A 24,995-nucleotide genomic window follows, 5' to 3' on the forward strand; every position below is an offset into this window, starting at 1 on the left:
GTGACCTGCCGCGGGCTCGATGGCGTGATTTTATCGCGAAGCGCGTCCGATCCCGGCACCAGGCACGTAACTGGCATGAAATTGGCGTATCGGAGCGTCAGAACCGCGAGAAGATGCAAAAAGCGTTGACAGCCCGTGCGCCGTTTCTATGGCGTACGGGCTTCAATTGCGGGGAAAAAGCGTCTAAACGGCACCGATTTGGCGTCGATCTGATACCAGTGTGGTACCAGTCGAAGCCGTCCGCATTTATTTTCGGGAGTCGCGAAAATAAAGCGAAAAAAATCGCCGCGAGGTTACCGCACCGAAGTTAGAGCACGTCGCCGACGCGCACGATCTTCAGTGTGTTCGTGCCGCCCGGCTGCCCCATCGGCTCGCCCACGGTCAGCACGACCATGTCGCCGTGCGACGCGTAGCCCTTGCTGACCACCACTTCGATGGCTTGCTGGAGCGCCGTGTCGCGGTCGCTGCTCGTATCGAGGTGCAGCGGCGTGACATTGCGATAGAGCGACATGGCGCGCTCGCTGCCTGCACGCGGCGTGAGCGCGAAGATCGGCACATGGGTCCAGTGACGCGACATCCAGAGTGCGGTCGAGCCCGACTCGGTAAGCGCGACGATCGCCTTTGCGCCCAGGTGGTAGGCCGTGAACAGCGCGCCCATGGCGATCGACTGGTCGATGCGCGTGAAGGTGCGGTCGAGGAAGTCCTTGTCCAGTTCGGATTGCTCCGACTTCTCCGCTTCCAGACAGATCGCGGCCATGGCCTCGATGGTCTGCACCGGGTACTTGCCCGCGGCCGATTCGGCCGAGAGCATCACGGCGTCCGTGCCGTCGAGAACCGCGTTGGCGACGTCCGAGACTTCGGCGCGCGTAGGCACCGGCGCGTGGATCATCGACTCCATCATCTGCGTGGCCGTGATGACGAGTTTGTTCGAGTCGCGCGCCATGCGGATCATGCGCTTTTGCAGCGCCGGCACGGCGGCATTGCCCACTTCCACGGCCAGGTCGCCGCGCGCGACCATGATGCCGTCCGACGAATCGAGAATTTCCTGCAGCGCCGGAATCGCCTCGGCGCGCTCGATCTTCGCGATCATCTTCGGCTTGATGCCGTACGGCGCGCCCGCGATGTTCGCGAGCTGGCGCGCCATTTCCATGTCGGTGGCGTTCTTCGGGAACGACACGGCGACGAAGTCCGCGCCCAGCGACATGGCCGTGCGGATGTCTTCCATGTCCTTCGCGGTGAGCGCGGGCGCCGTCAGGCCGCCGCCCTGGCGGTTGATGCCCTTGTTGTTCGACAGGTCGCCGCCCACGCGCACGATCGTGTGGATCTCGCTGCCGATCACGCGCGCGACGTCGAGCACGATCAGGCCGTCGTTGAGCAACAGGATGTCGCCCGGCTTCAGGTCGCGCGGCAGATCCTTGTAGTCGAGACCGACGCGCTCGTCATTGCCGAGCTCGCATTCGGCGTCGAGGATGAACGGATGGCCCGGCTCGAGCGTCGTCTTGCCATTCTCGAATTTGCCGACGCGAATCTTCGGGCCTTGCAGGTCCGCCATGATCGCAACTTCGCGGCCAGCCTGGCGGGCGCAGTCCCGCACCATTTCAGCACGCTGACGATGGTCGTCGGCGGTGCCGTGCGAAAAGTTGAGGCGCACCACGTCCAGTCCTGCGCGGATCATTTTCAGCAGGATGTCCGGCGTGCTGGAAGCCGGACCGATGGTGGCGACAATCTTGGTGGCGCGATGCATGAGTCTCCTCGTCTGGATAGGATCGCTGGGAAAACCGTTGCTGCGAGAAGTGCTGGCCGGCTGCGCCGCGAGTGCGGATGCGCCGGAACGCGCACCGGGTGTACCCGGCGTCGCTTTCTTGGAGGACACCGCAGGGCTCACGTGAGCCGCTACGGCGCTGTCTACATGCGTAGTCGTATTCGATGCGGGCGGGGCTGTGCGCCCCGTCGGATTCTGTGCGGCTGTCGATTCAGCAGTCGACTGCGTCGCCGCAAGATCCTTTTCGGCAGCGGCGGCGGGGGTCGCGTCGGCCCCCGCCTGGTCCGTCTCTGCCTGGGGCGCTGCGCGCCCCTTCTGTTTTGCTGCGGCCCCGGCTGCGCTGCGCGACTTCTGTGCGCCTGCACGAGGAAGTTTGCTCATGGCCTTCCCGGCCGGGGCGCGCGGCGCCACTTAACCAGCCGCCCGCGTTTCGAGCACTTCGACCGCCGGCAGCTTCTTGCCTTCGAGGAACTCGAGGAAGGCGCCGCCGCCGGTGGAGATATAGCTGACCTTGTCGGCGATGTTGTACTTCGCGATGGCTGCGAGCGTGTCGCCGCCGCCCGCGATCGAGAAGGCGCCCGAACTGGCGATCGCATCCGCGAGCGTCTTCGTGCCGTTGCCGAACTGGTCGAACTCGAACACGCCGACCGGGCCGTTCCACACGATCGTGCCGGCCTGCGCGAGTTGCGCGGCGAGCGCGTTGGCGGTGACGGGACCGATGTCGAGGATCATGTCGTCGTCGGCTACGTCGGCCACGTTCTTCGTCTCGGCCCTGGCCGTCGGCGAGAATTCCTTGGCGGTCACGACGTCGGTCGGGATCGGCACGGAGGCGCCGCGCGCGCGCGCCGCGTCGATGATGGCCTTCGCATCGTCCACCAGATCGGCTTCGGCGAGCGACTTGCCGATCTTCAGGCCCGCGGCCAGCATGAACGTGTTGGCGATGCCGCCGCCGACGATCAGCTGATCGACTTTCTCGGCCAGCGACTTGAGGATGGTGAGCTTGGTCGAAACCTTCGAGCCCGCCACGATGGCCACCAGCGGACGCTTGGGCGCGCCGAGCGCCTTGCCGAGCGCGTCGAGTTCGGCCGCGAGCAGCGGACCCGCGCAGGCGACGCTCGCGTACTTCGCGATGCCGTAGGTCGTGGCTTCGGCGCGATGGGCGGTGCCGAACGCGTCGTTCACGTAGATATCGCAGAGCTTCGCCATCTTTTGCGAAAGCTCGTCCGAGTTCTTCTTTTCGCCCTTGTTGACGCGGCAGTTTTCGAGCAGCACCACGTTGCCCGGCTCGACGTTCACGCCGTTTTCAACCCAGTTCGCGACCAGCGGCACGTCGCGGCCGAGCAGTTCGGCCAGACGCTTCGCGACCGGCGCGAGGGAGTCTTCGGGCTTGAATTCGCCTTCAGTCGGGCGGCCCAGGTGCGAGGTGACCATGACGGCCGCGCCGGCGTCGAGTGCGGCCTTGATGGCCGGCACGGAGGCGCGCACGCGGGTGTCTTCGGTGATGTTGCCGTGGTCGTCCTGCGGCACGTTCAGGTCGGCGCGGATGAATACGCGCTTGCCCTTCAATTTGCCTTCGGAGATCAGATCGGAAAGACGCAGAACCTTGTTCATGGGCATGTCATCTTGATGGTGGGAAGGCGGTGGCAAGGCGATGCGGCGCCGCGGGCCTCATTCTGGCGCGGCAAGACGTGCGGGACGGCACGGCGCGGGATCCGGTTTGAACGCTGTTTCGGGTCGCGGCTCCATGTCGCTGCTCGTCGCTGGCACGAGCCGGCATCGATTGCGAGATCGGTATTTTAGCTGATAGCCAGGACGATCAGAGACGTGTCCAGGCGAATCTCCCGTATTTGGGCAGACGCTGCTCGCCGGGCGGGCGTTCGCGCGATTTGCTGCGATGCAGCATGGGCTAAACCCAAAAAATATTCAGGCGGAACGCGCGCGAAACGACCCTAAAATCGCCCGAAATCCCCGCCCCAAGCGCCCGCGGGCGCGCTGGCAGGCGTCAAATGACGCTAAAATAATCGTCTTTGCCAACCGCAGCCACGCCGCGCGCGGCGAAACCCCTATATAAGCCCGATATTTACTGCACTTGTCTGGAGATTCGTATGTCAATGGCCGACCGCGACGGCAAGATCTGGATGGACGGCAGGCTGATTGATTGGCGCGACGCCAACATTCACGTGCTGACCCACACGCTGCACTACGGCATGGGTGTCTTCGAAGGTGTACGCGCCTATCAGACCGCCGACGGCAGCACCGCGATCTTCCGCCTCGCCGAGCACACCAGGCGTCTGCTCAACTCGGCCAAGATCTTCCAGATGGACGTGCCGTTCGACGCGAAGACGCTCGCCGACGCGCAGCTCGAAGTCGTGCGCGCGAATAGGCTCGAGTCGTGCTACATCCGCCCGATCATCTGGGTCGGCTCGGAAAAGCTCGGCGTTTCGGCCAAGGGCAACACCATCCACGTGGCCATCGCCGCATGGCCGTGGGGCGCCTATCTCGGCGAAGACGGCCTCGCCCGGGGCATCCGCGTGAAGACGTCGTCGTTCACGCGCCATCACGTGAACGTGTCGATGGTGCGCGCCAAGGCTTCGGGCTGGTATGTGAACTCGATCCTCGCCAACCAGGAAGCCACCGCCGACGGCTACGACGAAGCGCTCCTGCTCGACGTGGACGGCTATGTCTCGGAAGGCTCGGGCGAGAACTTCTTCCTTGTGAACAACGGCAAGCTGTACACGCCGGACCTCGCGTCGTGCCTCGACGGCATCACGCGCGACACGGTCATCACGCTCGCGCGCGACATGGGCATTCCCGTGATCGAAAAGCGCATCACGCGTGACGAGGTGTACACCTGCGACGAAGCGTTCTTCACGGGCACCGCCGCCGAAGTCACGCCGATCCGCGAGCTCGACAACCGCACCATCGGCAGCGGCTCGCGCGGCCCGGTCACGGAGAAGCTGCAATCGGCCTTCTTCGACGTCGTTTCGGGCAAGAACGACAAGTACGCGCGCTGGCTCGCGAAGGTCTAAGACAAAAGGTCCGGGCGCGCCAACGCCTGGCCCCCACAGCTACACAGAGAATCGTCCTCATGAGCGAAATCAAGGAAATGCCGCTGGTCGAACTTTCGGCCAAGGATCTGCCCGCTTACTGCCCGAATCCGTCGATGCCGCGCTGGAGCAACCACCCGCGCGTGTTCCTCGACGTGACGCACGGCGAAGCGAAGTGCCCGTACTGCAGCACGCGTTACAAGCTGCGCGCGGGCGAGGTCGTCCACGGCCACTGACGCGTTTCGCCTCACTCGCGGCGCGCCGTCGTTGCATGCGGCGGCGCGTTTTACGTGCTGCCGCCGCCCGTTCACCGGCGAGCGGCTTCTCGTCATTTTCCCAACCGTGTTTCGCGCGCGGCCCAATCCGCCCCCATGCCGGCCCGAGCCGGCGCGAGGCGGGCAAGCCGCACGTGCAACCTTTACCCTCTCCGGACCCTGACTCCCGATGCGCCGCGCGCTGGTAATCGCACCGAACTGGATCGGTGACGCACTGATGGCGCAGCCGCTTTTTTCGCGGCTCGTGAAACTGCACCCGCGCATTCAGATCGATGCGCTCGCGCCAACCTGGGTTGCGCCCGTGCTCGAGCGCATGCCCGAGATCCGCGACGTCTACGCCACCGACCTCGGCCACGGCAAGCTGCAGCTGCTGCGCCGCTGGCAACTGGCGGGCGATCTGCGCGCCGAACGCTATGACGCCGCCTACGTGCTGCCCAATTCGCTCAAGTCCGCGCTGATCCCGTGGCTCGCCAATATCGGGCTGCGCATTGGCTACACGGGCGAGAACCGTTACGGCCTCTTGAATGTGCGCCATGCGAATCCGCCCAAGGACGAGCGCCCGCCGATGGTCAGCCACTACGCCGCGCTCGCCTACGCGCCCGGCGCGAGCGTGCCCGACGACCTGCCGATGCCGCGCCTCGAGTCGGACCCGAACGAGGCGTCGCGCGTGTCGGCGCGCTTCAATCTCGATACGCGCGTGCCGCTGCTCGTGTTCTGCCCCGGCGCCGAGTACGGCCCGGCCAAGCGCTGGCCGCCCGAGCATTTCGCGGCGCTCGCGAAGATGGTGGGGCAGTCGTTCCCGTACACGCAGATCGTCGCGCTCGGCTCGCCGAAGGACGCCCCGCTCGCCCAGGCGATTGCCGATCGCGCGCCGAACGTGCGCAACCTGTGCGGGCAGACCGCGCTCGGCGAGGCGTGCGCACTGATCTCGCGCGCGAACGCCGTGGTGACCAACGATTCGGGCCTGATGCACGTGGCCGCCGCGCTGCGTCGGCCGCTCGTCGCGCTGTACGGTTCGACGGATCCGCGCCACACGCCGCCCTTGTCCGAGCTTGCAAAGGTACAATGGCTCCATCTCGAATGTAGTCCCTGCTTTGCGCGAGAGTGTCCGCTCGGGCATCTGAACTGCCTGCGCGAACTGAGCCCGGAACAGGTTTTCGGCGATCTACGCGGCATGCTGCTCGGGCAGCGATAAGCAACAGGCATCGCCAGCAGCGTTGGGCGGCTATGTGCCGCCCGCCACGCTGAAAACATCGCGCACACAAATGGATGTGCGCCACGCAACGGACGCCATGCGCGTTGCGCGCGCCCAATAGAGGCAACGAGGCGCGGGAGGGACCCATGCGCCGCATCGGAGCACGTCACAGGCCTGCCTCGCGAAAGCGGCATGCTCGCGGCAAACGCGCGGCACGCAGCGACAGCCGCACAACGACGCAACCGATCAATCGCCAACCCGCGCCCAGGTAGACGCCGAATGCGACACCGAGCGCACAAGACCAACGAGCCATGCCACGTTTTGCCCACATCTTCGAAGCCGCCGCGGACACCCTCAACGCGTACTACCAGGCCGTCGCGGAAGTCAACATCGACAGCTTGATGGGTCTGTGGATCGATGAAGAGTTCGTGAGCTGCATCACGGCGGAAGGCGCGCACCTGCACGGCCTGCCGAGTATCCGCGCGGGCCTCGCCGCACAGCTCGAAGCGGCGCCGGTGTCGATCGAGCCGCTCGACATCCGTGTGTACGACAGCCTCGGCACCGTGGTCTACGCGATCGTGGAAGCGCACCGCCCGGTCGATCCCAGTGCGATTCCCACCATGGTCTTCACGACCTACGTGATGGTTCACGAGCGCGGCGAGTGGCGCATTGCGCACATTCACGCGAGCCGCATGCCCGACGACGCAGCCACCCAGTTCTCGGCCAGATTGCGCCACGGCCAGGGCGCGCTGCACTGACATAAGGGCGCAAAGCAGGGGGCAGTGATGAGTACGACCGACGACACCCGCAGGCCCGGCGACGCAGCCCGCGTCGCGGCCGCGCTCGATGCCCAGACCGCCCTGCTCGGCCCCCACTACGACAACGACTACCGCGCGCCGTTCTGGCTGCCCGGTGCGCACATCCAGACCATCGTGCCGGCGCTGTTCTCGCGCCTGCCCGCGCCCGCCTACCGCCGCGAGCGCTGGGACACACCGGATGGCGACTTCATCGAAGTGGACTGGCTGGACGGCAAGCATGCCGGTGCGGATTCACACAACGCCCCGCTTTTCGTCCTGTTCCACGGCCTGGAAGGCGGCTCGAGCTCCCACTATGCGCGCGCGCTCGCTGCCGCCGCGCAGGCGCGCGGCTGGCATGCGGCGATCCCCCACTTTCGCAGCTGCAGCGGACCGCTGAACCTGCTGCCGCGCTTCTACCATCTCGCCGATTCCGCCGAAGTCGACTGGGTGCTGCGCCGCTTCGCTGCCCGCCACGCGGGGCCGCTCGTGGTCGCGGGCGTGTCGCTCGGCGGCAACGTGCTGCTGCACTGGCTTGCCCAGCGTCGGGAAGATGCCGCGATCGTCGCGGCCGCCGCGGCGATCTCCACGCCGCTCGATGTGCATGCAGGCAGTGAGATGCTGACGCAGGGTTTCGGCATGATCTACACGCGCAGCTTCCTGAAGACGCTGAAAGTGAAGGCGCTCCAGAAACTCGAGCAGTACCCCGGCCTGTTCGACGCGCAAGCCGTGCTCGCCAGCCGGACGATGTACGAATTCGACAATGTCGTGACGGCGCCGCTGCACGGTTTTCGCGACACCCACGACTACTACACGCAAGCGACGATCCGTCCGAAGCTCGGCGAAATCGCCGTCCCCACGCTCATTCTGAACGCGCGCAACGATCCGTTCCTGCCGGGCCGCGCGCTGCCCGCGCGCCACGAAGTGAGCGCCGCCGTCGAACTCGATCAGCCCGCGCACGGCGGCCACGTCGGCTTCATGACGGGACCGTTCCCTGGCCGCAGCGACTGGCTTTCGCAGCGCGTGTTCGCTTATCTCTCGCCTTTCGTCTCTCATGGATGACATCGTCAAACAGGCGCTCGCGCGCTGGCCCAACGTCCCGCATTGCACGGGCTGGCTGCTGCTCGACGCACGCGGCAACTGGCGCATGCGCGACGAGGCCGCCCAGGCGCAGAACGCACCCGGCACCGCGATCCGCCACGAAGCGCTGCTCGGCTTCATCAACCGCAATTACGAGCGCGATGAACACGGCCAGTGGTACTTCCAGAACGGGCCGCAGCGCGTGTACGTCGAACTCGAATACACGCCGTGGATCGTGCGTCTCGCCGCGGGTCACGAGGGCGACGACGCGTTGACGCTCACCGATCAGGGCGGTCAAGCGTTCGAGCCTGTGGCCGCCTACCTCGACGAAGCGGGCAGCGTGATCTTCGCCGATGCGAGTTCGCCGCCGCGCGCGGCGCTGCTGCACGACCACGACCTCGACCTCTTCACCGACCACGCCACGCTCGCGGACGACGCCCACAGCGGCACCTTCCACTGGCGCGCCGGCGCCGCGCTGCCGCTGCAGCCGGTCAAGCGCGCCGACGTGAGCACGCGCTTCGCCTTCGTGGCGAGCCCGGCGCGCGCCGAGCGCGAAGCGCAGGCCGCGGGGCACGGCGCGAGCGGCACGCCGCCTGCATCCGCGGACTGAGCCCCGACTTAGCCGCGGCCCTCATCCTTCTCGTCCTGGCGCTCCTGCTGGTAGCGCGCCTCGAAGTCGTGCAGGCGCGCTTCGATCGTCGACAGATCGTAGTAGCCCACCGATTTCATGTCGCGCGCCTCCTTGAGCTGACGGATAGCCGAGGGCCACGCGCCGTCGAGCGCCAGCTTCTCCGCCATCGCCCGATGCTGAGTGAGCGCGTCGCCGAGTCCGGCGCTCGCCTGCGCCAGATAGAGCCACCAGGCGTCCTGCTGCGGTTCGGCCTCGGTTTCGCTGCGCGCGAGCGTCTGCGCCTCCTTGAAGCGCCGCGCCGCGATCAGCGCCTGCAGCAGCGCATCGGTAGCCGCGTGGGAGCCTGGCCACGCCTTGTGCGCGGCCTCGGCCAGCCGCACGGCGTCGTCGGTGCGGCCTGAGCGGCGCGCGATATCCACGGCGAGCACGTCGAGGCTCGGCGAGCTGCGCGTCTTGCTGCCATCCGCGGCCTCGAACTTCGCGAACGCCGCGCGCGCGTTCGCGAGCGACGCCGTGGCGTCGTCGTAGCGCTCCAGCAGCAACTGCGCGTAGGCAATGCCATACCAGTTCGCGGCGACGTTGAGCGCCGTGCGGTCCTCGAGCTCCGAGCGCAGTCGCGAAACCTCGTCGATGTACTCGTTGCGCGTGCGGTCCTGAAGCACACGCACGCGTGCGCGCACGAAACCGTACTCGGGCGCCTGGCGCGGCTGACGGTAAGCGGCGCGGCGCGCGCGGTCCTGCATGTCGGCGATGCGCTCGCCGGTGAGCGGGTGCGTGCGCGCGTAGGCCGGCACGCCCGTGTCTTCCATCGAATCGCGCTCGAGCCGCTCGAAAAACGCCACCATGCCCCACGGGTCGTAGCCCGCGCCCGTAAGCAGCTGGAAGCCCACGCGATCGGCCTCGTGCTCCGCGGCGCGCGAGAAACGCAACTGGCTGTCCACGGCATACGCCTGGCTGCCGAGCGCAATCCCGGCGCCGAGATCGCCGCTATGCGCGAGCACGCCCGCGAGAATGCCGAACAGCACGCCGGCCAGCGCGGCCAGGCCCGTGCGCTCGCTCTGCGAAAGCATACGTGCGATGTGCCGCTGCAAGACGTGGCCCATTTCGTGACCGAGCACGGAGGCGAGTTCGGACTCCGTTTGGGTGACGACGATGAGCCCCGAGTTCACGCCGATGAAGCCGCCCGGCAGCGAGAAGGCGTTGATCTGGCCGTCGCGGATCGCGAACAGATCGAAGTCGGGCCGATAGGCGCCGATGAACTGCGCGCTGGCGGCCGCCGCGAGGCGCGCGGCCACCGAATTGAGGTAGTCGCGCACGAGCCAGTCGCCGATATAGTCGGGGTCGCGGCGAATCTCGCGCATCACGCGCTCGCCGATACGGCGCTCGGCCTGCGGCGTGAGCGCGCCGCCGGAGCCGTCGCCGAGGTCGGGCAGTTGCGGCACCCAGGCGGGGGCGCGCACGCTGGTATTGCCGCTCGACGACGAGGAAGCTGCGCCTGCCTGGCCCTGGGCCGAAAAGCGGCTCTGCGCGCCGCCGTAAGTGCCGAACACGCCCTGCGCGATCGAGGCGGGGACGACGGGGTCAGCCGAGTCGTCGAACGGGCCGCTGACGAGTACGGGCGCCGCATTGGCCGCGTTCGGTGCCGGGCTGGAGGGGGCCGGTGCCGGCTGCGCGGCCATCGGCGGGGCCGCGCCGGGCTTGACGACGGCGGCATTCGACGCCTGCGCGTACGCTTGCGGCGAAACCGTAAGCGACGCGCACAACCATGCAGCAAGCAGCCGTTTCAGACGCATTGATGACAGGATCGGGGAATGCGGAACACCGGCGCGGCGGCGCGCCCGGTGAGGACCGCCCGCGCCCGTGCGCCAACCCATCGATTGTAGCCCGCCTTACAACACTTGCGACACGGCAAGACGCGTAGAAAGCGCGGCGTGCCGCACTGTTAAGATAGGTACCCCTCAAGGAAGAACCACCATGCCTGAACTCACGCATTTCGACGCAGCCGGCGACGCCCATATGGTCGATGTCGGCGGCAAGGCAGAGACGAAGCGCATCGCGCTCGCGAGCGGCACGATCCGCATGTTGCCGGAAACCTTCGCGCTGATCCGCGACGGCCACGCGAAAAAAGGTGACGTGATCGGCGTTGCGCGTATCGCCGCGATCCAGGGGGCGAAGCGCACCTCGGATCTGATTCCGCTGTGCCACCCGCTCGCCATCACGCGAGTGAAAGTGGATTTCGTGCTCGACGAAACGATGCCCGGGGTTCACTGCACGGCGCAGGTGGAAACGCTCGGCCGCACGGGCGTGGAGATGGAAGCGCTGACCGCCGTGCAGGTCGGACTGCTGACCGTCTACGACATGTGCAAGGCCGTGGATCGCGGCATGACGATCACCGATGTGCGCGTGCTGGAAAAGCACGGCGGCAAGTCGGGAGATTGGGTGGCGGAGCGCTGACGCCATGACGCTCGACGAACTGCTCGCGCAGGTTCTGGCCTTTCGCGACGAGCGCGACTGGAAGCAGTTTCACACCTTGCGCAACCTGATCGTCTCAACCAGCATCGAGGCAGGCGAGCTGCTGGAAACGGTCCAGTGGAAGACCGACGCGCAGATCGACTCACAGCTCGCCGATCCCGCGCAGCTCACGCAACTCAAGCACGAATGCGCGGATGTGTTCATCTACCTGTTGCTGGTCGCCCATACCGCCGGGATCGATCTGGTCGAAGCGGCGGCGGAAAAGCTCAAGCTGAACGCGCAGCGCTATCCCGTGGAGAAGGCAAAAGGCAGCGCCGCGAAGTACTCCGAGCTTTGATTGCCGGAACGGCGGCGAGCTGACTCACCGCCCCTTCACGCGCGCGCTGTGAGACTCAATCGTCCGAATCGTCCTCGTCGTCCTGTTCGACCGATTTCGCCGGCGTCCCGTACTTCTTGACGAGTTGCGCCTTGAAGTCCGCGAGCGTGGGCTGCTCGTCGAGCAGGCCGTAGAGCGAAGCGAGTTGCGTCTGCCAGTCGTGCAGTTCCGTGGCGAAAATGCGCAGACGCTCCACCGTATCGAAAGCGCCCGCCGTATCGCCATCCAGCGCCTGCAAGACCGCGTAGCGGCGCAGCACCGTTTCGCCGGGCAGCAGCGCGATGGCGCGCTGGTGCGCGTAAAGCTTGCTCGGCAGGCTCGCGGCGTTCATCGGCAACAGCGTGGCCATACCGTAGTCGCCCCAAGCGCCGAACAGGCGCGAAGGATCGTCGCCGTAGTCGCGCGCCGGGTGCTGACCGTAATACAGCACCTCGGCGCGGTTGTAGTCGCGCAGCACCGGGTACAGCGCCGCGACGCCGCCGAACACGACCACCGCATACACGCCGAGCGAGACGCGCGGCGGCACGACACGCAGCGGCTTCGTCTCCAGCAGGCCGAACACGAACATCGCCGGCAGCAGGAAGAACATGTACTGCTGCGGATATTCGACGAGCGCATGCATGACGAGGACGCCGATCAGCATGAAGCCGAACACGCGCTCGGCGGTATGCGGCGCGCGCAGCCCGCGCACGAACCACGCGACGAGCCCGATCACGACGATGGCAAGACCGACGAGGCCGGTCTTCGCGAGCAGGTCGAGGAAGATGTCGTGCGCGTTGTTGGCGATCTCGACGCCGCCAAGCGAGCGCGCCAGCTCGAACTGGTGCACCGGGAAATCGCCCCAGCCGACGCCTAGCACCGGATGCGACTTGAACATCGTCCAACCGTAGCGCCACAGTGCGAGGCGCGGCGCGATCTGGCTGGCGTCCTTCATGCGCTCGGCGGCGGACTGCGCAAGGTCCAGGCCGTAGTGGACGTTGGCCCAGCGCACGAATGCATTCATGCCGAAGAAGATCAGCACGAGCACGAACGGGATGGCCCAGGCGCGCACGCCGCCGGCCTTGCGGCCCGCACCCGCACCGCGTCCCTCGTCGCCTTCGCTGCGGCAGCCCGTGAGCGCGATCCACAGACCCGCGACGAAAATCACGCCCATCTGCAGCCACGGCCCGCGCGACACGGTGAGCGCGAGACCGCCCGAATAGATCACGGTCAGCACGCCCCACAGCAGGATGTTCAAACGCCGCGTGAGGACGAGGTACATCGCACCCGCCATCGCAAAGGCGATATAGGTGGCGAGGTGGTTGGCCTGCGCCATGTTGCCGAACGGCCGGCGATCGACCGTGATGTTGTACGCCACCACGAGCGGCGTGACCTTCGTCTCCAGGTGAAAGAGCTGGATCACCTGGGTGAAAACGGCGAAGAGGCCGCCGAACTGCAGCGCGAAAGCCGCCCACACGAGCGCCGATTGCATGAGGCGCGCGCGCGTGATGGTGTAGCCCGCGTGCGTCGCGAGGAACGCGGCGAGCAGATAACCGGCGCCGAGCCAGTTCATCGAAGGCTCGGCAAGCGGCAGTGCGAACGTCTGCACGATCAGCAACAGACCGAAGAAGAGCGGCACGAGCGCGACCGTGGGCGATGCGAAGCCCTCGCCTGCGCGCGCCGGGCGAATGAGCAGCAACGTCGCGGCGCCCATCAGCACATAAAGTGTCAGTGCAACGAATTCCGCGTAGAAAGTCGGAATCGGATAGGTGTGGTTGACGACCGCATAGGGCAGCGTCAACGCGAGGGCCAGCAAGACGAACGTAAGGTAACGCGCAAAATTGGAAGGCATGGTTGGGCGGGGGCGTTCAGCAACGGGGCACTATACAAAACTTTTCCCCCGCTGTGCGGGTGCGGCCGGTCGGGTCGCATCCGCGTGCGCTGCGCGAGTGGGCTTGAAAGCGCTCACGGTTGCCCCCGCACCGATGCGCAAACCTTATGCGCGGCACTCCGGCGGTGCGAGGTTGCCCGCCAGCGTTGCGGCGTCCGTGGGCGATGGGCCCGTGCCGGGCGCGCCAAGGGACGAAGCCGTCTTGCCCGCTGCGAAGCACTCCCACGTGAGCGTGCCGCCCTGCACACTGCCCTGGGCGAGCACGACGCGCGCGGTGGGCGCATCGGCGTTGTCTGGCACCGAGGGTACGAGCACGATGGTGTTGCTGCCCTCGGGCGCCACGCGCGAGGTGAAAGCGACCGTGATCTGACCGGTCGTGTCATCGATATGCAGCGACTGCACGTTGCGCGTGGCGGGCGGCACCGTGTAGCCCGCGCCGAACGCGTTGCCGCTCGCGGCGTTCTCCGCCACGGCGAGGCGCGCGGAAGCCGCGAGCGAAAGGCCCTCGCCCACGCGGCTGCGGGCGAGGTAATCCTGGTACGCGGGAATGGCGTAGGCCGCGATCACACCGACGATCGCGAGCACGATCATCAGTTCGATCAGCGTGAAGCCGCGCGCGGTCCAGCGCCCGGCAATGCTCGCGAGGCGCGAGAGTCTGGCAAAACACGCGCAGCCGTTGCGCGGCGGCGGGCTCATGGGAAGTGCGGATACGATCATCGTCAGGGCTCCTGAAACAAGAAACGCCTGCTCACAGTCGTGAACAGGCGTCTTGATCGTATCGGCGGCCCGTGCTGCGCAGCAGTCGGCCAGATGGCCCAGGCACTATGGCACAGCCATGCGCGCTCAGTGCGACTGCGGCCCCTGCGTCGCGCTGCGCTGCGCGTTGCGGCGCCGAAGCCAGGTCCCGAGCGCGACGACGAACACGGCCCCCGCCACGCACATGCCGTATTCGGCCGCGGGCGTATCGAGCAGCGGCCAGCGGTCGCCGGCGGGATCGTTGACGATGAGCCCGCCCGCAATCCAGCCGAGCAGCGCGGCGCCGAGCGTCACGATCACGGGGTAGCGGTCGAGCAATTTGAGTACGAGTTGGCTGCCCCACACGATGAGCGGAATACTTACCATCAGCCCGAAGATCACGAGTGCGATGCGATGGCGTGGATCGGCCGCTTCGGCAGCGCCGGCAATCGCGACCACGTTGTCGAGGCTCATCACCGCGTCGGCAACGACGATCGTCTTGATCGCGCCCATCAGCTTCTCGGCAGGCTTCACGTTGGCGTGCTCGAGTTGACTGGGCGCGAGCAGCCGAACGCCGATCCACAGCAGCAGCAGGCCGCCTGTGAACTTGAGGAACGGCACGTTGAGCAGCACTACGGCGAAGGCGATCAGCACCACGCGCAGCGCGATCGCGCCCGCGGTGCCCCACAGAATGCCGCGCATGCGCTGCTGCGAAGGCAGGTCGCGGCAGGCGAGCGCGATCACCACGGCGTTGTCGCCGCCGAGCAGGATGTCGATGACGATGATCTGGATGACAGCGCCCCAGTGGAGCGTCGCGAAAAACTCGAGCATGGAGACGAAGACTCAGCCGTGACTCAGGATAGGCGGCTCATACGGTGAGCCAAATAAAAAAGCGAGGAGGCCACGACTGGCTCCCTCGCTCTTTGTTCGGAAACCTCGTGAAAGGATTCCGCAAGCATATCAAAAAACGCCGGCCGCCCGCGCATACATGATGCACGAGTGGCGGCGCATTTCGAATTTACAGCATCGCCTTCAGCAGACGACCCATTTCCGACGGATTGCGCGTCACCTTGATGCCGCACGCGTCCATGATTTCCAGCTTCGCGTCGGCCGTATCCGCACCGCCCGAGATCAGCGCGCCGGCGTGGCCCATGCGCTTGCCCGGAGGCGCCGTGACGCCCGCGATGAAGCCAACCACCGGCTTCTTCATGTTGTCCTTGATCCACTCGGCGGCGTTCGCTTCGTCCGGACCGCCGATTTCGCCGATCATGATCACGGCGTCCGTATCCGGATCGTCGTTGAACATCTTCATGACGTCGATGTGCTTCAGACCGTTGATCGGGTCGCCGCCGATACCGACTGCCGACGACTGGCCGAGGCCGATCGCGGTCAGCTGGGCAACCGCTTCATACGTCAGCGTGCCCGAACGCGACACGACGCCGATGCGGCCCTTGCGGTGAATGTGACCCGGCATGATGCCGATCTTCAGCTCGTCCGGCGTGATCGTGCCGGGGCAGTTCGGGCCGAGGAGCAGCGTCTTGCGGCCTTCGCGGCGCATACGGTCCTTGACTTCGATCATGTCGCGGACGGGAATGCCTTCCGTGATGCAGATCGCGAGATCGAGATCGGCCTCGACGGCTTCCCAGATCGCAGCAGCAGCGCCTGCCGGCGGCACGTAGATGACCGAAACGGTCGCGCCGGTGGCGTCCTTCGCTTCACGCACGTTCGCGTAGATAGGAATGCCTTCGAAATCTTCGCCGGCCTTCTTCGGGTTCACGCCAGCGACGAACGCTTCGCGGCCGTTTGCGTACTCACGGCACGCGCGGGTATGGAACTGACCGGTCTTGCCGGTGATGCCCTGCGTGATGACCTTGGTGTCTTTGTTGATCAGAATCGACATGTATTGACCTCTTTTCGTTTGGCGCCGCGCGTCGCGTCATCCGCGCCTTGCGTTGCGGATTTCGCGCCGGCACGCCGCCATTCGTGTCCGGTGAGAATTACTTGCCTTCGGCAGCCGCGACGACCTTCTGCGCGGCTTCTTCCATGCTGTCTGCCGAAATGATCGGCAGGCCCGATTCGGCCAGCATCTTCTTGCCGAGGTCCTCGTTCGTGCCCTTCATGCGCACGACGAGCGGCACGTTCAGGTTCACGGCCTTCGAACCAGCGATCACGCCTTCTGCGATCACGTCGCAGCGCATGATGCCGCCGAAGATGTTCACGAGGATCGCCTTCAGGCCCGGGTTCTTGAGCATGAGCTTGAACGCTTCCGTGACCTTCTCGGTCGTGGCGCCACCGCCCACGTCGAGGAAGTTCGCCGGCTCGCCGCCGAACAGCTTGATGGTGTCCATCGTCGCCATGGCGAGGCCTGCGCCGTTCACCAGACAGCCGATGTTGCCGTCGAGCGAGATGTACGCGAGGTCGAACTTCGAGGCTTCGATTTCAGCCGGATCTTCTTCGTCCAGGTCGCGGTAAGCGACGATTTCCGGATGACGGGACAGTGCGTTGGAGTCGAAGTTGAACTTCGCGTCGAGCGCGATGACCTTGCCGTCGCCGGAGACGTTCAGCGGGTTGATTTCAGCCAGCGATGCGTCGGTTTCCCAGAATGCCTTGTACAGGCCTTGCAGGATGGCGCGGGCTTGCGGAATCGAAGCAGCCGGCACGCCGATCTTCGCGGCGAGGTCGTCGGCCTGAGCGTCGAGCAGACCCGTCGACGGCTCGACGATGACCTTGTGGATCAGTTCCGGGTGCTTTTCGGCGACTTCTTCGATGTCCATGCCGCCTTCGCTCGAACCCATCAGAACGATCTTTTGCGACACGCGATCGACGACGAGGCTGACATACAGTTCCTGCTTGATGTCGGCGCCTTCTTCGATCAGCAGACGGTTGACCTTCTGGCCTTCCGGACCGGTCTGGTGCGTGACGAGCTGCATGCCGAGGATCTGGCTCGCGTATTCGCGGACTTGCTCGATCGTCTTGGCAACCTTCACGCCACCGCCCTTGCCGCGGCCGCCAGCGTGGATCTGCGCCTTGACGACCCAAACCGGACCGCCCAGCTCTTGAGCGGCCTTGACCGCGTCATCCACCGAAAACACCGGGATGCCGCGCGGGACCGCGACTCCGAATTTCCGCAGGATTTCCTTACCCTGGTACTCGTGAATCTTCATGCGTGATTCCTTCAGTCTGAGAGTTGGAGTGAACTTCGATTCCGCTGTTGTTATTCATGCGAGACGGCGTCGGCCCTGCCCTCTTGGCCCGGGCTCCGGCTGTCGCGCACGCCGGGGCTTTCCGCGCCGCGTGCGATCGAACGCGGCACATGGCCATACCAGCGCGGATAAAACTGCTTCACCGCCTCCCCGTCGAACCGCAGCGCGTGGCAGCGGCCCAGCTGGAAGGGCGGCTTTTCACCGGCGGCCTCATTGCCTCCGGCGGTCTTGCCGAGTTCCGGTCCGGGCGCTTCACCCGGCGAGCCGTTCGATGTGTCCCACACTGCCCCGACGAACGCCTGGATCGCAGCGGTCGGCAAAACGCCCAACATTTCTGTGAGGTGTGTGCAGCCGACCGTGCCGGCGAGGAGCCGGCCCGCTTCACGGCGGAAATTGTCGAGGAGATTGAGCCCGATAAGGGCCCGATAGGCGGGATTGGCGTTCTGGCACTGACCGTCGTAAGGCACCCAGTCGGACGACGCTTCGGCGTCGACGACATTGAGCTTGCGATCGATCGTAATACGCAGCCAGAGTTCATGGATCGGCAGACCATTGGGCCGGACACCGGCGGCGAGCGGCACGTCGCGTGGCTTGTGGTCGGTCAGGCACGCGTCGATGTCCCACAGGCCGTCTTCGCGCTCATAGGCAACCGCCCGGATGGCGCGCTGATGGCGCAACTGGCGGGGCACGGGCGGAGAAAGCGGCATGCTAAAGGTAAGACCGGATTGGAAAACCTCGTGATTTTAACATACCGAGTATTTGAGACAGCCGCGAACACACAGGCCGGGCGGGGACTTGCCTGAGCGGATTTTTCGAGACGGCCGGCTCAGTTATCGGACCAGTCTTCGTCGATTCCCTTGAGGATCTTGCCGATGATCGACATCGAGAAGCCGCGCGCCGCGAGAAAGCGCGCCTGGCGCGCGCGTTCGGCGGGCGTCTCGGGCAACTGGCCGTACTTCTTCTGCCAGACCGTGCGGGCGCGGACGAGCTCGGTCTCACGCAGTTGCGAGCTCACCTCTTCGATGAGCGCTTCGCCCACCGCGTGGCGCTTGAGTTCGCTGACGATACGCCCTGCCCCCACGCGCGACGCGCGCCGGTGCACGACGCTTTCGGCAAAGCGCGCGTCGGAGAGCCAGCCCTCGCGTTCGAGTGAATCGAGCAGCACTTCGAGTGCGTCGGCGTCCTCGGTGTACGGCATGAGCTTGCGCGAGAGTTCGGCGCGGCTGTATTCGCGGCGCGAAAGATAGCCGAGCGCGCGGCCCTTGAGGGAGCGCTCGGGGCGCTGCTTCGCCGTGGACGACTTTTCGCGCTCGCTGGCGCGTGCGGCGCGGCTGGCCGAGCTGCGCTCGTATTGGTCGGCTTGCGGCGCGCTGGATTCGCGCGCTGTTTCGAGCGGCGCGCGACGCGATCGCTTGAATGTGGGTTCGGACAGCGGTTCTGGCGGCACGTTTGCCGCCTCTTCATCCGCCCCGCTGAAGAACGCCTCGAACGGGACTTCGAAGACCGCGCCGCCATCGTCGCTGAGATCGGCGGGCGAAGAAAACGCGACGCCAGAATGCGCAAAACCGCGATCGCCCGCCTGGGCGTCGCGGCTCAAATGGCCAGAACGGCTCGTGCGCGAGTCGGCAGGCTTGACGGCGGAGCGCCGTTCGACGCCCCTGTCCGCAGGCGAACCCGCGTGCGGGTTAGCCTGCTCGCCGGAAGGCGAGGACGTGGGTGACCCGCCCTTGCGCATCAGCTTGCCTTATCTACGAGAGCCTGTGGACTTACTCTTCGTCAGCGACTTCGACTTCGCCGGAGTCCTTGACGCCGTCCGGCATCGTGCTCACGCCAAGCGACTCGCGGATGCGGTTTTCGATCTCGCGAGCAATGTCCGCGTTCTCGCGCAGGAATTCACGTGCGTTGTCCTTGCCCTGGCCAATGCGCTCGCCGTTATAGCTGTACCACGCACCCGCCTTGTCGACGATCTTGGCCTGCACGCCGAGGTCGACGATTTCGCCCTGACGCGAGATGCCCTCGCCGTAGAGAATGTCGAAAACGGCTTCGCGGAACGGCGGCGAGACCTTGTTCTTCACGACCTTCACACGCGTTTCGCTACCGATCACTTCGTCGTTCTTCTTGATCGAACCGATGCGGCGAATGTCCAGACGCACCGACGAATAGAACTTGAGCGCGTTGCCGCCCGTGGTGGTTTCCGGGTTGCCGAACATCACGCCGATCTTCATGCGGATCTGGTTGATGAAGATCACCATGCAGTTCGTCTTCTTGATCGTGCCGGTGAGCTTGCGCAGCGCCTGCGACATCAGACGCGCCTGCAGACCCGGCAGCGAGTCGCCCATTTCGCCTTCGATTTCCGCCTTCGGCACGAGCGCCGCGACCGAGTCGATCACGATCATGTCGATCGAGCCCGAGCGCACCAGCGCGTCGGTGATTTCGAGCGCCTGCTCGCCCGTGTCCGGCTGCGAGATCAGCAGTTCGGGCACGTTCACGCCGAGCTTGGCGGCGTATTGCACGTCGAGCGCGTGTTCCGCGTCGATGAACGCCGCCGTGCCGCCGAGCTTTTGCATTTCGGCGATGACCTGCAGCGTGAGCGTGGTCTTACCCGACGATTCCGGACCGTAGATCTCGACCACCCGGCCGCGCGGCAAACCACCCACGCCAAGTGCGATGTCGAGGCCGAGCGAACCGGTGGAGACTACCTGGATGTCCTCGACCGCCTCGCCGTCGCCGAGTCGCATGATCGACCCCTTGCCGAACTGCTTTTCGATCTGCGCGAGCGCGGCGGCCAGCGCCTTGCTCTTTTCAGCAGTCAGCCCAGCCGAGCCTTTCTTGCTATCTTCCATGAATCGTCCTTTGCTATGATGAACGGCGTCTCGTGACCATGCGCACGCCTCATTCGGGCTAATGCACACGAACGCAGACACTGTATAAAAAAACAGTGGTTTTGGCAAGCCTTTCTGGCTATCCAGAACCGCGAATTTCGGGAGACCGCCGCGCGTCGCCTGGCCGCGCCTTCAAGGACGCGGCGCGGCGCGGGTGTTACGAGCCTGACTACGAGGTCTAAAAGCCTCGAAGGCGACGCTGGCGCAACATGCGAATCCTCATTGCCGAAGACGACAGCATACTCGCGGATGGACTCGTGAGATCACTCCGCCAATCGGGCTATGCCGTTGATCACGTGCGTAGCGGCGTGGATGCCGATACCGCGTTGTCGATGCAGTCGTTCGACCTCCTGATCCTCGATCTGGGCCTGCCGAAAATGCCGGGCCTCGAAGTGCTGCGCCGTTTGCGCGCGCGCAATTCCAACCTGCCCGTGCTGATCCTCACCGCCGCCGACAGCGTGGACGAGCGCGTCAAAGGCCTCGACCTCGGCGCCGACGACTACATGGCCAAGCCTTTCGCGCTCAACGAGCTCGAAGCGCGCGTGCGTGCGCTCACGCGGCGGGGTGCGGGCGGCGGCCCGACCGTCGTGCGGCACGGCGCGCTGGCGTTCGACCAGGTGGGGCGCATTGCGCGCATCAACGACCAGGTGCTCGATCTTTCCGCGCGCGAACTGGGCGTGCTCGAAGTGCTGCTGCAGCGGCTCGGGCGGCTCGTCTCGAAGGAGCAGCTCGTCGACCATCTGTGCGAATGGGGCGAAGAAGTCAGCAACAACGCCATCGAAGTCTACGTGCACCGGCTGCGCAAGAAAATCGAAGCGGGCGGCGTGCGCATCGTGACCGTGCGCGGGCTCGGCTACTGCCTCGAAAAGGAGGCGAAGGAAGCGCAGGCCGGCGCAGGCCAGACGCCCGCCCGGACCGAGGCCGGCACGCCCGACGCCGCGCCGGCGATGCCCGCCAGCCACCACTTCAAGTAGGCAGGATCGACGATGGCCGGGCGTCCTCCCATCGCGCGCGCCGTGCCGCCCAAGGGCGCCGCAGGCGTTGCCGGCCCGGCCGGCGACAGCGTTTCGGGCGCGACCGCATCCGCATCCGCGGCCGACGCCCTCGACGACGACGCGCGCGACGCCCGCTACGCCAATCCGTTCGCCCCGCCCGACGAAGCCGAAGCCGCCGCCGAGGCCCGCCCGCGCTCGCTCTTCGGCGAGATTCTCGACTGGATGCTCGCGCCCCTGCTGCTGCTCTGGCCGATGAGCATCGCGGTCACGTATCTCGTGGCGAAATCGATCGCCAACGCCCCGTTCGACCGCGCGCTCGAAACCGACGCCTATGTGCTCGCGCGCCAGATCCAGCCCGTCAACGGCGTGGCCGAGCTGACACTGCCCGCCTCCACGCGCGACTTCCTGCGCGCCGATAACGTCGACAGCGTGTTCTATCAGGTGCTCGGCAGCCGTGGCGAGCTGATCGGCGGCGATCGCGACATGCCGCTGCCCCACGACGACGACCGCCCGCCGCCGGGCCTCGTCGAATTCCGCGACGACACGCTGCATGGCATCGACATCCGCGTCGCCTATACGACCGTGGAGCCGACGCATCCGAGCGTCGGCGATCGGCAAGGTCAACCCGTGCTCGTGCAGGTCGCGGAAACGCTCGACAAGCGCCGCCAGCTCGCCAACGACATCATCAAGGGCGTGATCCTGCCGCAGTTCGTGATCTTGCCGCTCGCGATCCTGCTCGTGTGGTTCGGGCTCTCGCGGGGCCTCGCTCCCCTGCACGCGCTGCAGTCGAACATCCGCATGCGTCGCCCCGACGATCTTTCGCCGCTCGAAGCGCGCCGCGCGCCGCCCGAAATCGAGCCGCTCGTCACCTCGTTCAACGACCTGCTCACGCGCCTCGAACAGAACATGGAACTGCAAAAGCGCTTCATCGCCGACGCCGCGCATCAGATGAAAACGCCGCTCGCGGGCTTGCGCACCCAAGCCGAGCTCGCGCTGCGCCAGGACGCGCCCGCCGAAGTGCACCGCTCGCTCGAGCAGATCGCGACGAGCTCCGAGCACGCCGCACGGCTCGTCACCCAGCTGCTCGCACTCGCGCGCGCGGAAAACCGCATGTCCGGACAGGTCTTTACCTCGGTGGACGTGGCCGACGTGGCGCGCCACGCCGTGCGCGACTGGGTGCAGCCGGCGCTCGCCAAGCAGATGGACCTCGGCTACGAAGGCCCCGAAACGGCCGGCGGCAGTGAGGAAGACGATGGCGAAGCGGGGGCGCGCATCGAAGTGGACGGCAACCCGGTGATGCTGCGCGAGATGCTCTCGAACCTCATCGACAACGCGATCCGCTACACGCCCGCGGGCGGGCGCATCACCGTGCGCGTGCGGCCCGAGCCCTCGGCGGGCATGGTCCATCTCGAGGTGGAAGATACGGGCATAGGCATTCCGAGCGCCGAGCGCGAACGCGTGCTCGAGCGCTTCTACCGCATTCTCGGGCGCGACGGCGAAGGCAGCGGGCTCGGGCTCGCAATCGTGCGCGAGATCGCCACGATGCACGGCGGCATGCTCGCTATCGAGGATCACGTCTATCAGGACACGCCGCGCCTCGCCGGCACGCTCGTGCGCGTGACGCTGCGCTTGCGTACGCAGGCCTGAGCGGCATTGCCGGCGCTTTGGCGGCGAAACCACCGCGAAACTGACGGACCGCGTCCGAAAACCGGGATGGGATTTACCCTTACCCCGATACGCTTCGAGCGAGTCAAAATCTGCACGTTAGAATATATTTACCCATAAATGCAGGATTTTGCTCGCGAATTCAGCGAAGTTAGCCGACGCCACCCCACGCCGACGCTGCACTCAGAAACCCACACCCGCGTCAGAAGCCCGTAAGTTTCCATTCCAATAATGCTCCGCAGGACCGCGGGTCTACGAGTCGCCTGCCCGACGGACCACACGCATATCAATACTGGAGACATCTATGGCAACCGTTGGCGGACAAGTCTCGCACGCGCCGATGACCAGCGACGAAAAACGCGTGATCTTCGCGTCGTCGCTCGGCACCGTGTTCGAGTGGTATGACTTCTACCTGGCCGGATCGCTCGCGGCCTTCATCAGCAAGAGCTTCTTTTCCGGCGTCAATCCCACTGCCGGCTTCATCTTCACGCTGCTCGGCTTCGCTGCGGGCTTTGCCGTGCGTCCGTTCGGCGCGATCGTGTTCGGGCGCCTCGGCGACCTCGTGGGCCGCAAGCACACGTTCCTCGTCACGATCGTCATCATGGGTATCTCGACCTTCGTGGTCGGCTTCCTGCCCGGCTATGCGTCGATCGGCATTGCGTCGCCGGTGATCTTCATCGGCATGCGTCTGCTGCAGGGCCTCGCGCTCGGCGGCGAGTACGGCGGCGCCGCGACCTACGTCGCGGAGCACGCGCCGGCCGGACGACGTGGCTTCTACACCTCGTGGATCCAGACGACCGCCACGCTTGGCCTGTTTCTCTCGCTGCTCGTGATCCTCGGCGTGCGCACCTTCACCGGCGAAGAGCAGTTCGCCGCATGGGCATGGCGCATTCCGTTCGCCGCCTCGATCCTGCTGCTCGCGGTTTCGGTGTGGATCCGTCTGCAACTCGACGAATCGCCGGCGTTCAAGCGCATCAAGGCCGAGGGCAAGGTCTCGAAGGCCCCGCTCACGGAAGCGTTCGGCCAGTGGAAGAATCTCAAGGTCGTGCTGCTCGCGCTCTTCGGCGTCACGGCCGGCCAGGCCGTGGTCTGGTACACGGGCCAGTTCTACGCGCTCTTCTTCCTTACGCAGACGCTCAAGGTGGACGGCGCCAGCGCCAACATCCTGATCGCGGTGGCGCTGCTGATCGGCACGCCGTTCTTCCTGTTCTTCGGCGCGCTCTCCGACAAGATCGGCCGCAAGCCGATCATCATGGCTGGCTGCCTGATCGCGGCGCTCACCTACTTCCCGATCTTCAAGGCGATCACGCACTACGCGAACCCCGCGCTCGAAGCCGCGACCGCACGCGCACCCATCGTCGTGATCGCGGATCCGGCCGAATGCTCGTTCCAGTTCAACCCGGTCGGCACCTCGAAATTCACGAGCTCGTGCGACATCGCCAAGAGCGCACTTTCAAAGGCCGGCCTGAACTACGAGAACGTGGCCGCCCCGGCAGGCACGCTCGCGCAAATCAAGGTGGGCGACACGACCATCGACACGTTTGACGGCCGGGCGCCCGGCGCCAAGGAAGCCGGCGCGCTGTTCGAGAAGACGCTCGCGGCTACGCTGAAAGCGGCGGGCTATCCACTCAAGGCCGATCCCGCGCAGCTCAACTGGCCGATGACGGTGGTGATGCTCACGATCCTCGTGATCTTCGTGACCATGGTGTACGGGCCGATCGCGGCGATGCTGGTGGAGATGTTCCCGACGCGCATCCGCTACACCTCGATGTCGCTGCCATATCACATCGGCAACGGCTGGTTCGGCGGCTTCCTGCCGGCGACCGCCTTCGCGATCGTGGCGGCGCGCGGCGATATCTACTCGGGCCTCTGGTATCCGATCATCATCGCGCTGGGCACCTTCGTGATCGGCATGCTGTTCGTGAAGGAAACCAAGGACTCGGATATTTACGCGCAGGATTGAGGCTGTGAGCGCTGCCGGGTGGGGCTTCTCGCCCGGCGGCCGCCTTCCCT

General features: G+C 65.9%; 22 protein-coding genes. 11 read left to right on the top strand and 11 right to left on the bottom strand.

The annotated features are described in order from the left end of the window. Positions 1–307 precede the first annotated feature (307 nt). Together pyk and BFD71_RS08825 are read right to left on the bottom strand one after the other, a co-directional pair. Positions 308–1,744, bottom strand: coding sequence for a pyruvate kinase (gene pyk / locus BFD71_RS08820; protein WP_069262849.1), 1,437 nt, complete (start codon positions 1,742–1,744; stop codon positions 308–310). A 429-nt stretch (positions 1,745–2,173) separates the two neighbouring features. Next, complete coding sequence (locus BFD71_RS08825) at positions 2,174–3,373, bottom strand: phosphoglycerate kinase (protein WP_069262850.1); 1,200 nt, start codon at positions 3,371–3,373, stop codon at positions 2,174–2,176. A gap of 494 nt (positions 3,374–3,867) precedes the next feature. Between BFD71_RS08825 and BFD71_RS08830 the strand changes: the two genes are divergently transcribed. The 6 genes from BFD71_RS08830 to BFD71_RS08855 all read left to right on the top strand — a co-directional run bounded on the left by BFD71_RS08830 (position 3,868) and on the right by BFD71_RS08855 (position 8,763). After that, positions 3,868–4,791: a branched-chain amino acid transaminase gene (locus tag BFD71_RS08830; protein WP_083245133.1), complete on the top strand. Its 924-nt coding sequence runs from the start codon at positions 3,868–3,870 to the stop codon at positions 4,789–4,791. Between the two features lie 59 nt (positions 4,792–4,850). Then, the gene (locus BFD71_RS08835; protein ID WP_028205950.1) at positions 4,851–5,045 is read left to right on the top strand and encodes a zinc-finger domain-containing protein; all 195 of its coding nucleotides are present in this window, start codon (positions 4,851–4,853) and stop codon (positions 5,043–5,045) included. 208 nt (positions 5,046–5,253) lie between these two features. Then, on the top strand, positions 5,254–6,279 hold the full coding sequence (gene waaF / locus BFD71_RS08840) for a lipopolysaccharide heptosyltransferase II (RefSeq protein WP_069262852.1): 1,026 nt from the start codon (positions 5,254–5,256) through the stop codon (positions 6,277–6,279). Between the two features lie 311 nt (positions 6,280–6,590). Beyond that, positions 6,591–7,037, top strand: a complete 447-nt coding sequence (locus tag BFD71_RS08845) for a nuclear transport factor 2 family protein (protein ID WP_069262853.1) — start codon at positions 6,591–6,593, stop codon at positions 7,035–7,037. 27 nt (positions 7,038–7,064) lie between these two features. Beyond that, a complete protein-coding gene (locus BFD71_RS08850; RefSeq protein ID WP_069262854.1) occupies positions 7,065–8,135 on the top strand; it encodes a YheT family hydrolase in 1,071 nt (356 codons plus the stop codon). Continuing rightward, entirely contained in the window at positions 8,128–8,763 is a 636-nt protein-coding gene (locus BFD71_RS08855) for a DUF2946 family protein (protein ID WP_069262855.1), read from the top strand. The genes BFD71_RS08850 and BFD71_RS08855 overlap by 8 nt, the downstream gene beginning before the upstream one ends. Before the next feature lie 8 nt (positions 8,764–8,771). Here BFD71_RS08855 and BFD71_RS08860 read toward each other — a convergent pair whose 3' ends face one another. After that, positions 8,772–10,577 (bottom strand): M48 family metalloprotease, encoded by a 1,806-nt coding sequence (locus BFD71_RS08860; RefSeq protein ID WP_069262856.1) that lies wholly within the window; start codon positions 10,575–10,577, stop codon positions 8,772–8,774. Between the two features lie 181 nt (positions 10,578–10,758). On the opposite strand from BFD71_RS08860, the gene moaC reads away from it, so the two are divergent. Beyond that, complete coding sequence (gene moaC, locus BFD71_RS08865; RefSeq protein WP_069262857.1) at positions 10,759–11,238, top strand: cyclic pyranopterin monophosphate synthase MoaC; 480 nt, start codon at positions 10,759–10,761, stop codon at positions 11,236–11,238. A 4-nt stretch (positions 11,239–11,242) separates the two neighbouring features. Next, complete coding sequence (locus BFD71_RS08870; RefSeq protein WP_069262858.1) at positions 11,243–11,593, top strand: nucleotide pyrophosphohydrolase; 351 nt, start codon at positions 11,243–11,245, stop codon at positions 11,591–11,593. 55 nt (positions 11,594–11,648) lie between these two features. Here the strand turns inward: BFD71_RS08870 and BFD71_RS08875 are convergent, their stop codons facing one another. From BFD71_RS08875 to recA, 8 genes are all read right to left on the bottom strand, one after another. Then, on the bottom strand, positions 11,649–13,463 hold the full coding sequence (locus tag BFD71_RS08875) for a PglL family O-oligosaccharyltransferase (protein ID WP_069262859.1): 1,815 nt from the start codon (positions 13,461–13,463) through the stop codon (positions 11,649–11,651). A 144-nt stretch (positions 13,464–13,607) separates the two neighbouring features. After that, the gene (locus tag BFD71_RS08880) at positions 13,608–14,216 is read right to left on the bottom strand and encodes a pilin (protein WP_370684264.1); all 609 of its coding nucleotides are present in this window, start codon (positions 14,214–14,216) and stop codon (positions 13,608–13,610) included. Between the two features lie 129 nt (positions 14,217–14,345). Further along, positions 14,346–15,068 carry a TerC family protein gene (locus BFD71_RS08885; protein ID WP_069262861.1) on the bottom strand — a complete coding sequence of 241 codons (723 nt, stop codon included), beginning with the start codon at positions 15,066–15,068 and terminating at the stop codon, positions 14,346–14,348. A 187-nt stretch (positions 15,069–15,255) separates the two neighbouring features. Then, the gene (gene sucD / locus BFD71_RS08890; protein WP_069262862.1) at positions 15,256–16,137 is read right to left on the bottom strand and encodes a succinate--CoA ligase subunit alpha; all 882 of its coding nucleotides are present in this window, start codon (positions 16,135–16,137) and stop codon (positions 15,256–15,258) included. A 97-nt stretch (positions 16,138–16,234) separates the two neighbouring features. After that, positions 16,235–17,401: an ADP-forming succinate--CoA ligase subunit beta gene (gene sucC, locus BFD71_RS08895; RefSeq protein WP_069262863.1), complete on the bottom strand. Its 1,167-nt coding sequence runs from the start codon at positions 17,399–17,401 to the stop codon at positions 16,235–16,237. A 50-nt stretch (positions 17,402–17,451) separates the two neighbouring features. Further along, positions 17,452–18,147: a DUF2889 domain-containing protein gene (locus BFD71_RS08900; RefSeq protein ID WP_069262864.1), complete on the bottom strand. Its 696-nt coding sequence runs from the start codon at positions 18,145–18,147 to the stop codon at positions 17,452–17,454. Between the two features lie 119 nt (positions 18,148–18,266). Continuing rightward, entirely contained in the window at positions 18,267–19,175 is a 909-nt protein-coding gene (gene recX, locus BFD71_RS38980; RefSeq protein WP_083245134.1) for a recombination regulator RecX, read from the bottom strand. 31 nt (positions 19,176–19,206) lie between these two features. Further along, positions 19,207–20,283, bottom strand: coding sequence for a recombinase RecA (gene recA, locus BFD71_RS08910; protein WP_069262865.1), 1,077 nt, complete (start codon positions 20,281–20,283; stop codon positions 19,207–19,209). Positions 20,284–20,531: 248 nt separating this feature from the next. On the opposite strand from recA, the gene BFD71_RS08915 reads away from it, so the two are divergent. The 3 genes from BFD71_RS08915 to BFD71_RS08925 all read left to right on the top strand — a co-directional run bounded on the left by BFD71_RS08915 (position 20,532) and on the right by BFD71_RS08925 (position 24,945). Further along, on the top strand, positions 20,532–21,296 hold the full coding sequence (locus BFD71_RS08915) for a response regulator transcription factor (protein ID WP_069262866.1): 765 nt from the start codon (positions 20,532–20,534) through the stop codon (positions 21,294–21,296). Between the two features lie 12 nt (positions 21,297–21,308). Further along, on the top strand, positions 21,309–22,964 hold the full coding sequence (locus BFD71_RS08920) for a sensor histidine kinase (protein WP_083245135.1): 1,656 nt from the start codon (positions 21,309–21,311) through the stop codon (positions 22,962–22,964). Positions 22,965–23,286: 322 nt separating this feature from the next. Next, the gene (locus BFD71_RS08925) at positions 23,287–24,945 is read left to right on the top strand and encodes an MFS transporter (protein ID WP_069262867.1); all 1,659 of its coding nucleotides are present in this window, start codon (positions 23,287–23,289) and stop codon (positions 24,943–24,945) included. Positions 24,946–24,995: the final 50 nt, after the last annotated feature.

Origin of the sequence: Paraburkholderia nodosa (genome assembly GCF_001718195.1) — a bacterium.
GTDB classification, from domain to species: domain Bacteria; phylum Pseudomonadota; class Gammaproteobacteria; order Burkholderiales; family Burkholderiaceae; genus Paraburkholderia; species Paraburkholderia nodosa_A.

Coding starts and splice junctions, on each gene's coding strand:
- pyk (WP_069262849.1), bottom strand. CDS start 1,744: ATGCATCGCGCCACCAAGATTGTCGCCACCATCGGTCCGGCTTCCAGC.
- BFD71_RS08825 (WP_069262850.1), bottom strand. CDS start 3,373: ATGAACAAGGTTCTGCGTCTTTCCGATCTGATCTCCGAAGGCAAATTG.
- BFD71_RS08830 (WP_083245133.1), top strand. CDS start 3,868: ATGTCAATGGCCGACCGCGACGGCAAGATCTGGATGGACGGCAGGCTG.
- BFD71_RS08835 (WP_028205950.1), top strand. CDS start 4,851: ATGAGCGAAATCAAGGAAATGCCGCTGGTCGAACTTTCGGCCAAGGAT.
- waaF (WP_069262852.1), top strand. CDS start 5,254: ATGCGCCGCGCGCTGGTAATCGCACCGAACTGGATCGGTGACGCACTG.
- BFD71_RS08845 (WP_069262853.1), top strand. CDS start 6,591: ATGCCACGTTTTGCCCACATCTTCGAAGCCGCCGCGGACACCCTCAAC.
- BFD71_RS08850 (WP_069262854.1), top strand. CDS start 7,065: ATGAGTACGACCGACGACACCCGCAGGCCCGGCGACGCAGCCCGCGTC.
- BFD71_RS08855 (WP_069262855.1), top strand. CDS start 8,128: ATGGATGACATCGTCAAACAGGCGCTCGCGCGCTGGCCCAACGTCCCG.
- BFD71_RS08860 (WP_069262856.1), bottom strand. CDS start 10,577: ATGCGTCTGAAACGGCTGCTTGCTGCATGGTTGTGCGCGTCGCTTACG.
- moaC (WP_069262857.1), top strand. CDS start 10,759: ATGCCTGAACTCACGCATTTCGACGCAGCCGGCGACGCCCATATGGTC.
- BFD71_RS08870 (WP_069262858.1), top strand. CDS start 11,243: ATGACGCTCGACGAACTGCTCGCGCAGGTTCTGGCCTTTCGCGACGAG.
- BFD71_RS08875 (WP_069262859.1), bottom strand. CDS start 13,463: ATGCCTTCCAATTTTGCGCGTTACCTTACGTTCGTCTTGCTGGCCCTC.
- BFD71_RS08885 (WP_069262861.1), bottom strand. CDS start 15,068: ATGCTCGAGTTTTTCGCGACGCTCCACTGGGGCGCTGTCATCCAGATC.
- sucD (WP_069262862.1), bottom strand. CDS start 16,137: ATGTCGATTCTGATCAACAAAGACACCAAGGTCATCACGCAGGGCATC.
- sucC (WP_069262863.1), bottom strand. CDS start 17,401: ATGAAGATTCACGAGTACCAGGGTAAGGAAATCCTGCGGAAATTCGGA.
- BFD71_RS08900 (WP_069262864.1), bottom strand. CDS start 18,147: ATGCCGCTTTCTCCGCCCGTGCCCCGCCAGTTGCGCCATCAGCGCGCC.
- recX (WP_083245134.1), bottom strand. CDS start 19,175: ATGCGCAAGGGCGGGTCACCCACGTCCTCGCCTTCCGGCGAGCAGGCT.
- recA (WP_069262865.1), bottom strand. CDS start 20,283: ATGGAAGATAGCAAGAAAGGCTCGGCTGGGCTGACTGCTGAAAAGAGC.
- BFD71_RS08915 (WP_069262866.1), top strand. CDS start 20,532: ATGCGAATCCTCATTGCCGAAGACGACAGCATACTCGCGGATGGACTC.
- BFD71_RS08920 (WP_083245135.1), top strand. CDS start 21,309: ATGGCCGGGCGTCCTCCCATCGCGCGCGCCGTGCCGCCCAAGGGCGCC.
- BFD71_RS08925 (WP_069262867.1), top strand. CDS start 23,287: ATGGCAACCGTTGGCGGACAAGTCTCGCACGCGCCGATGACCAGCGAC.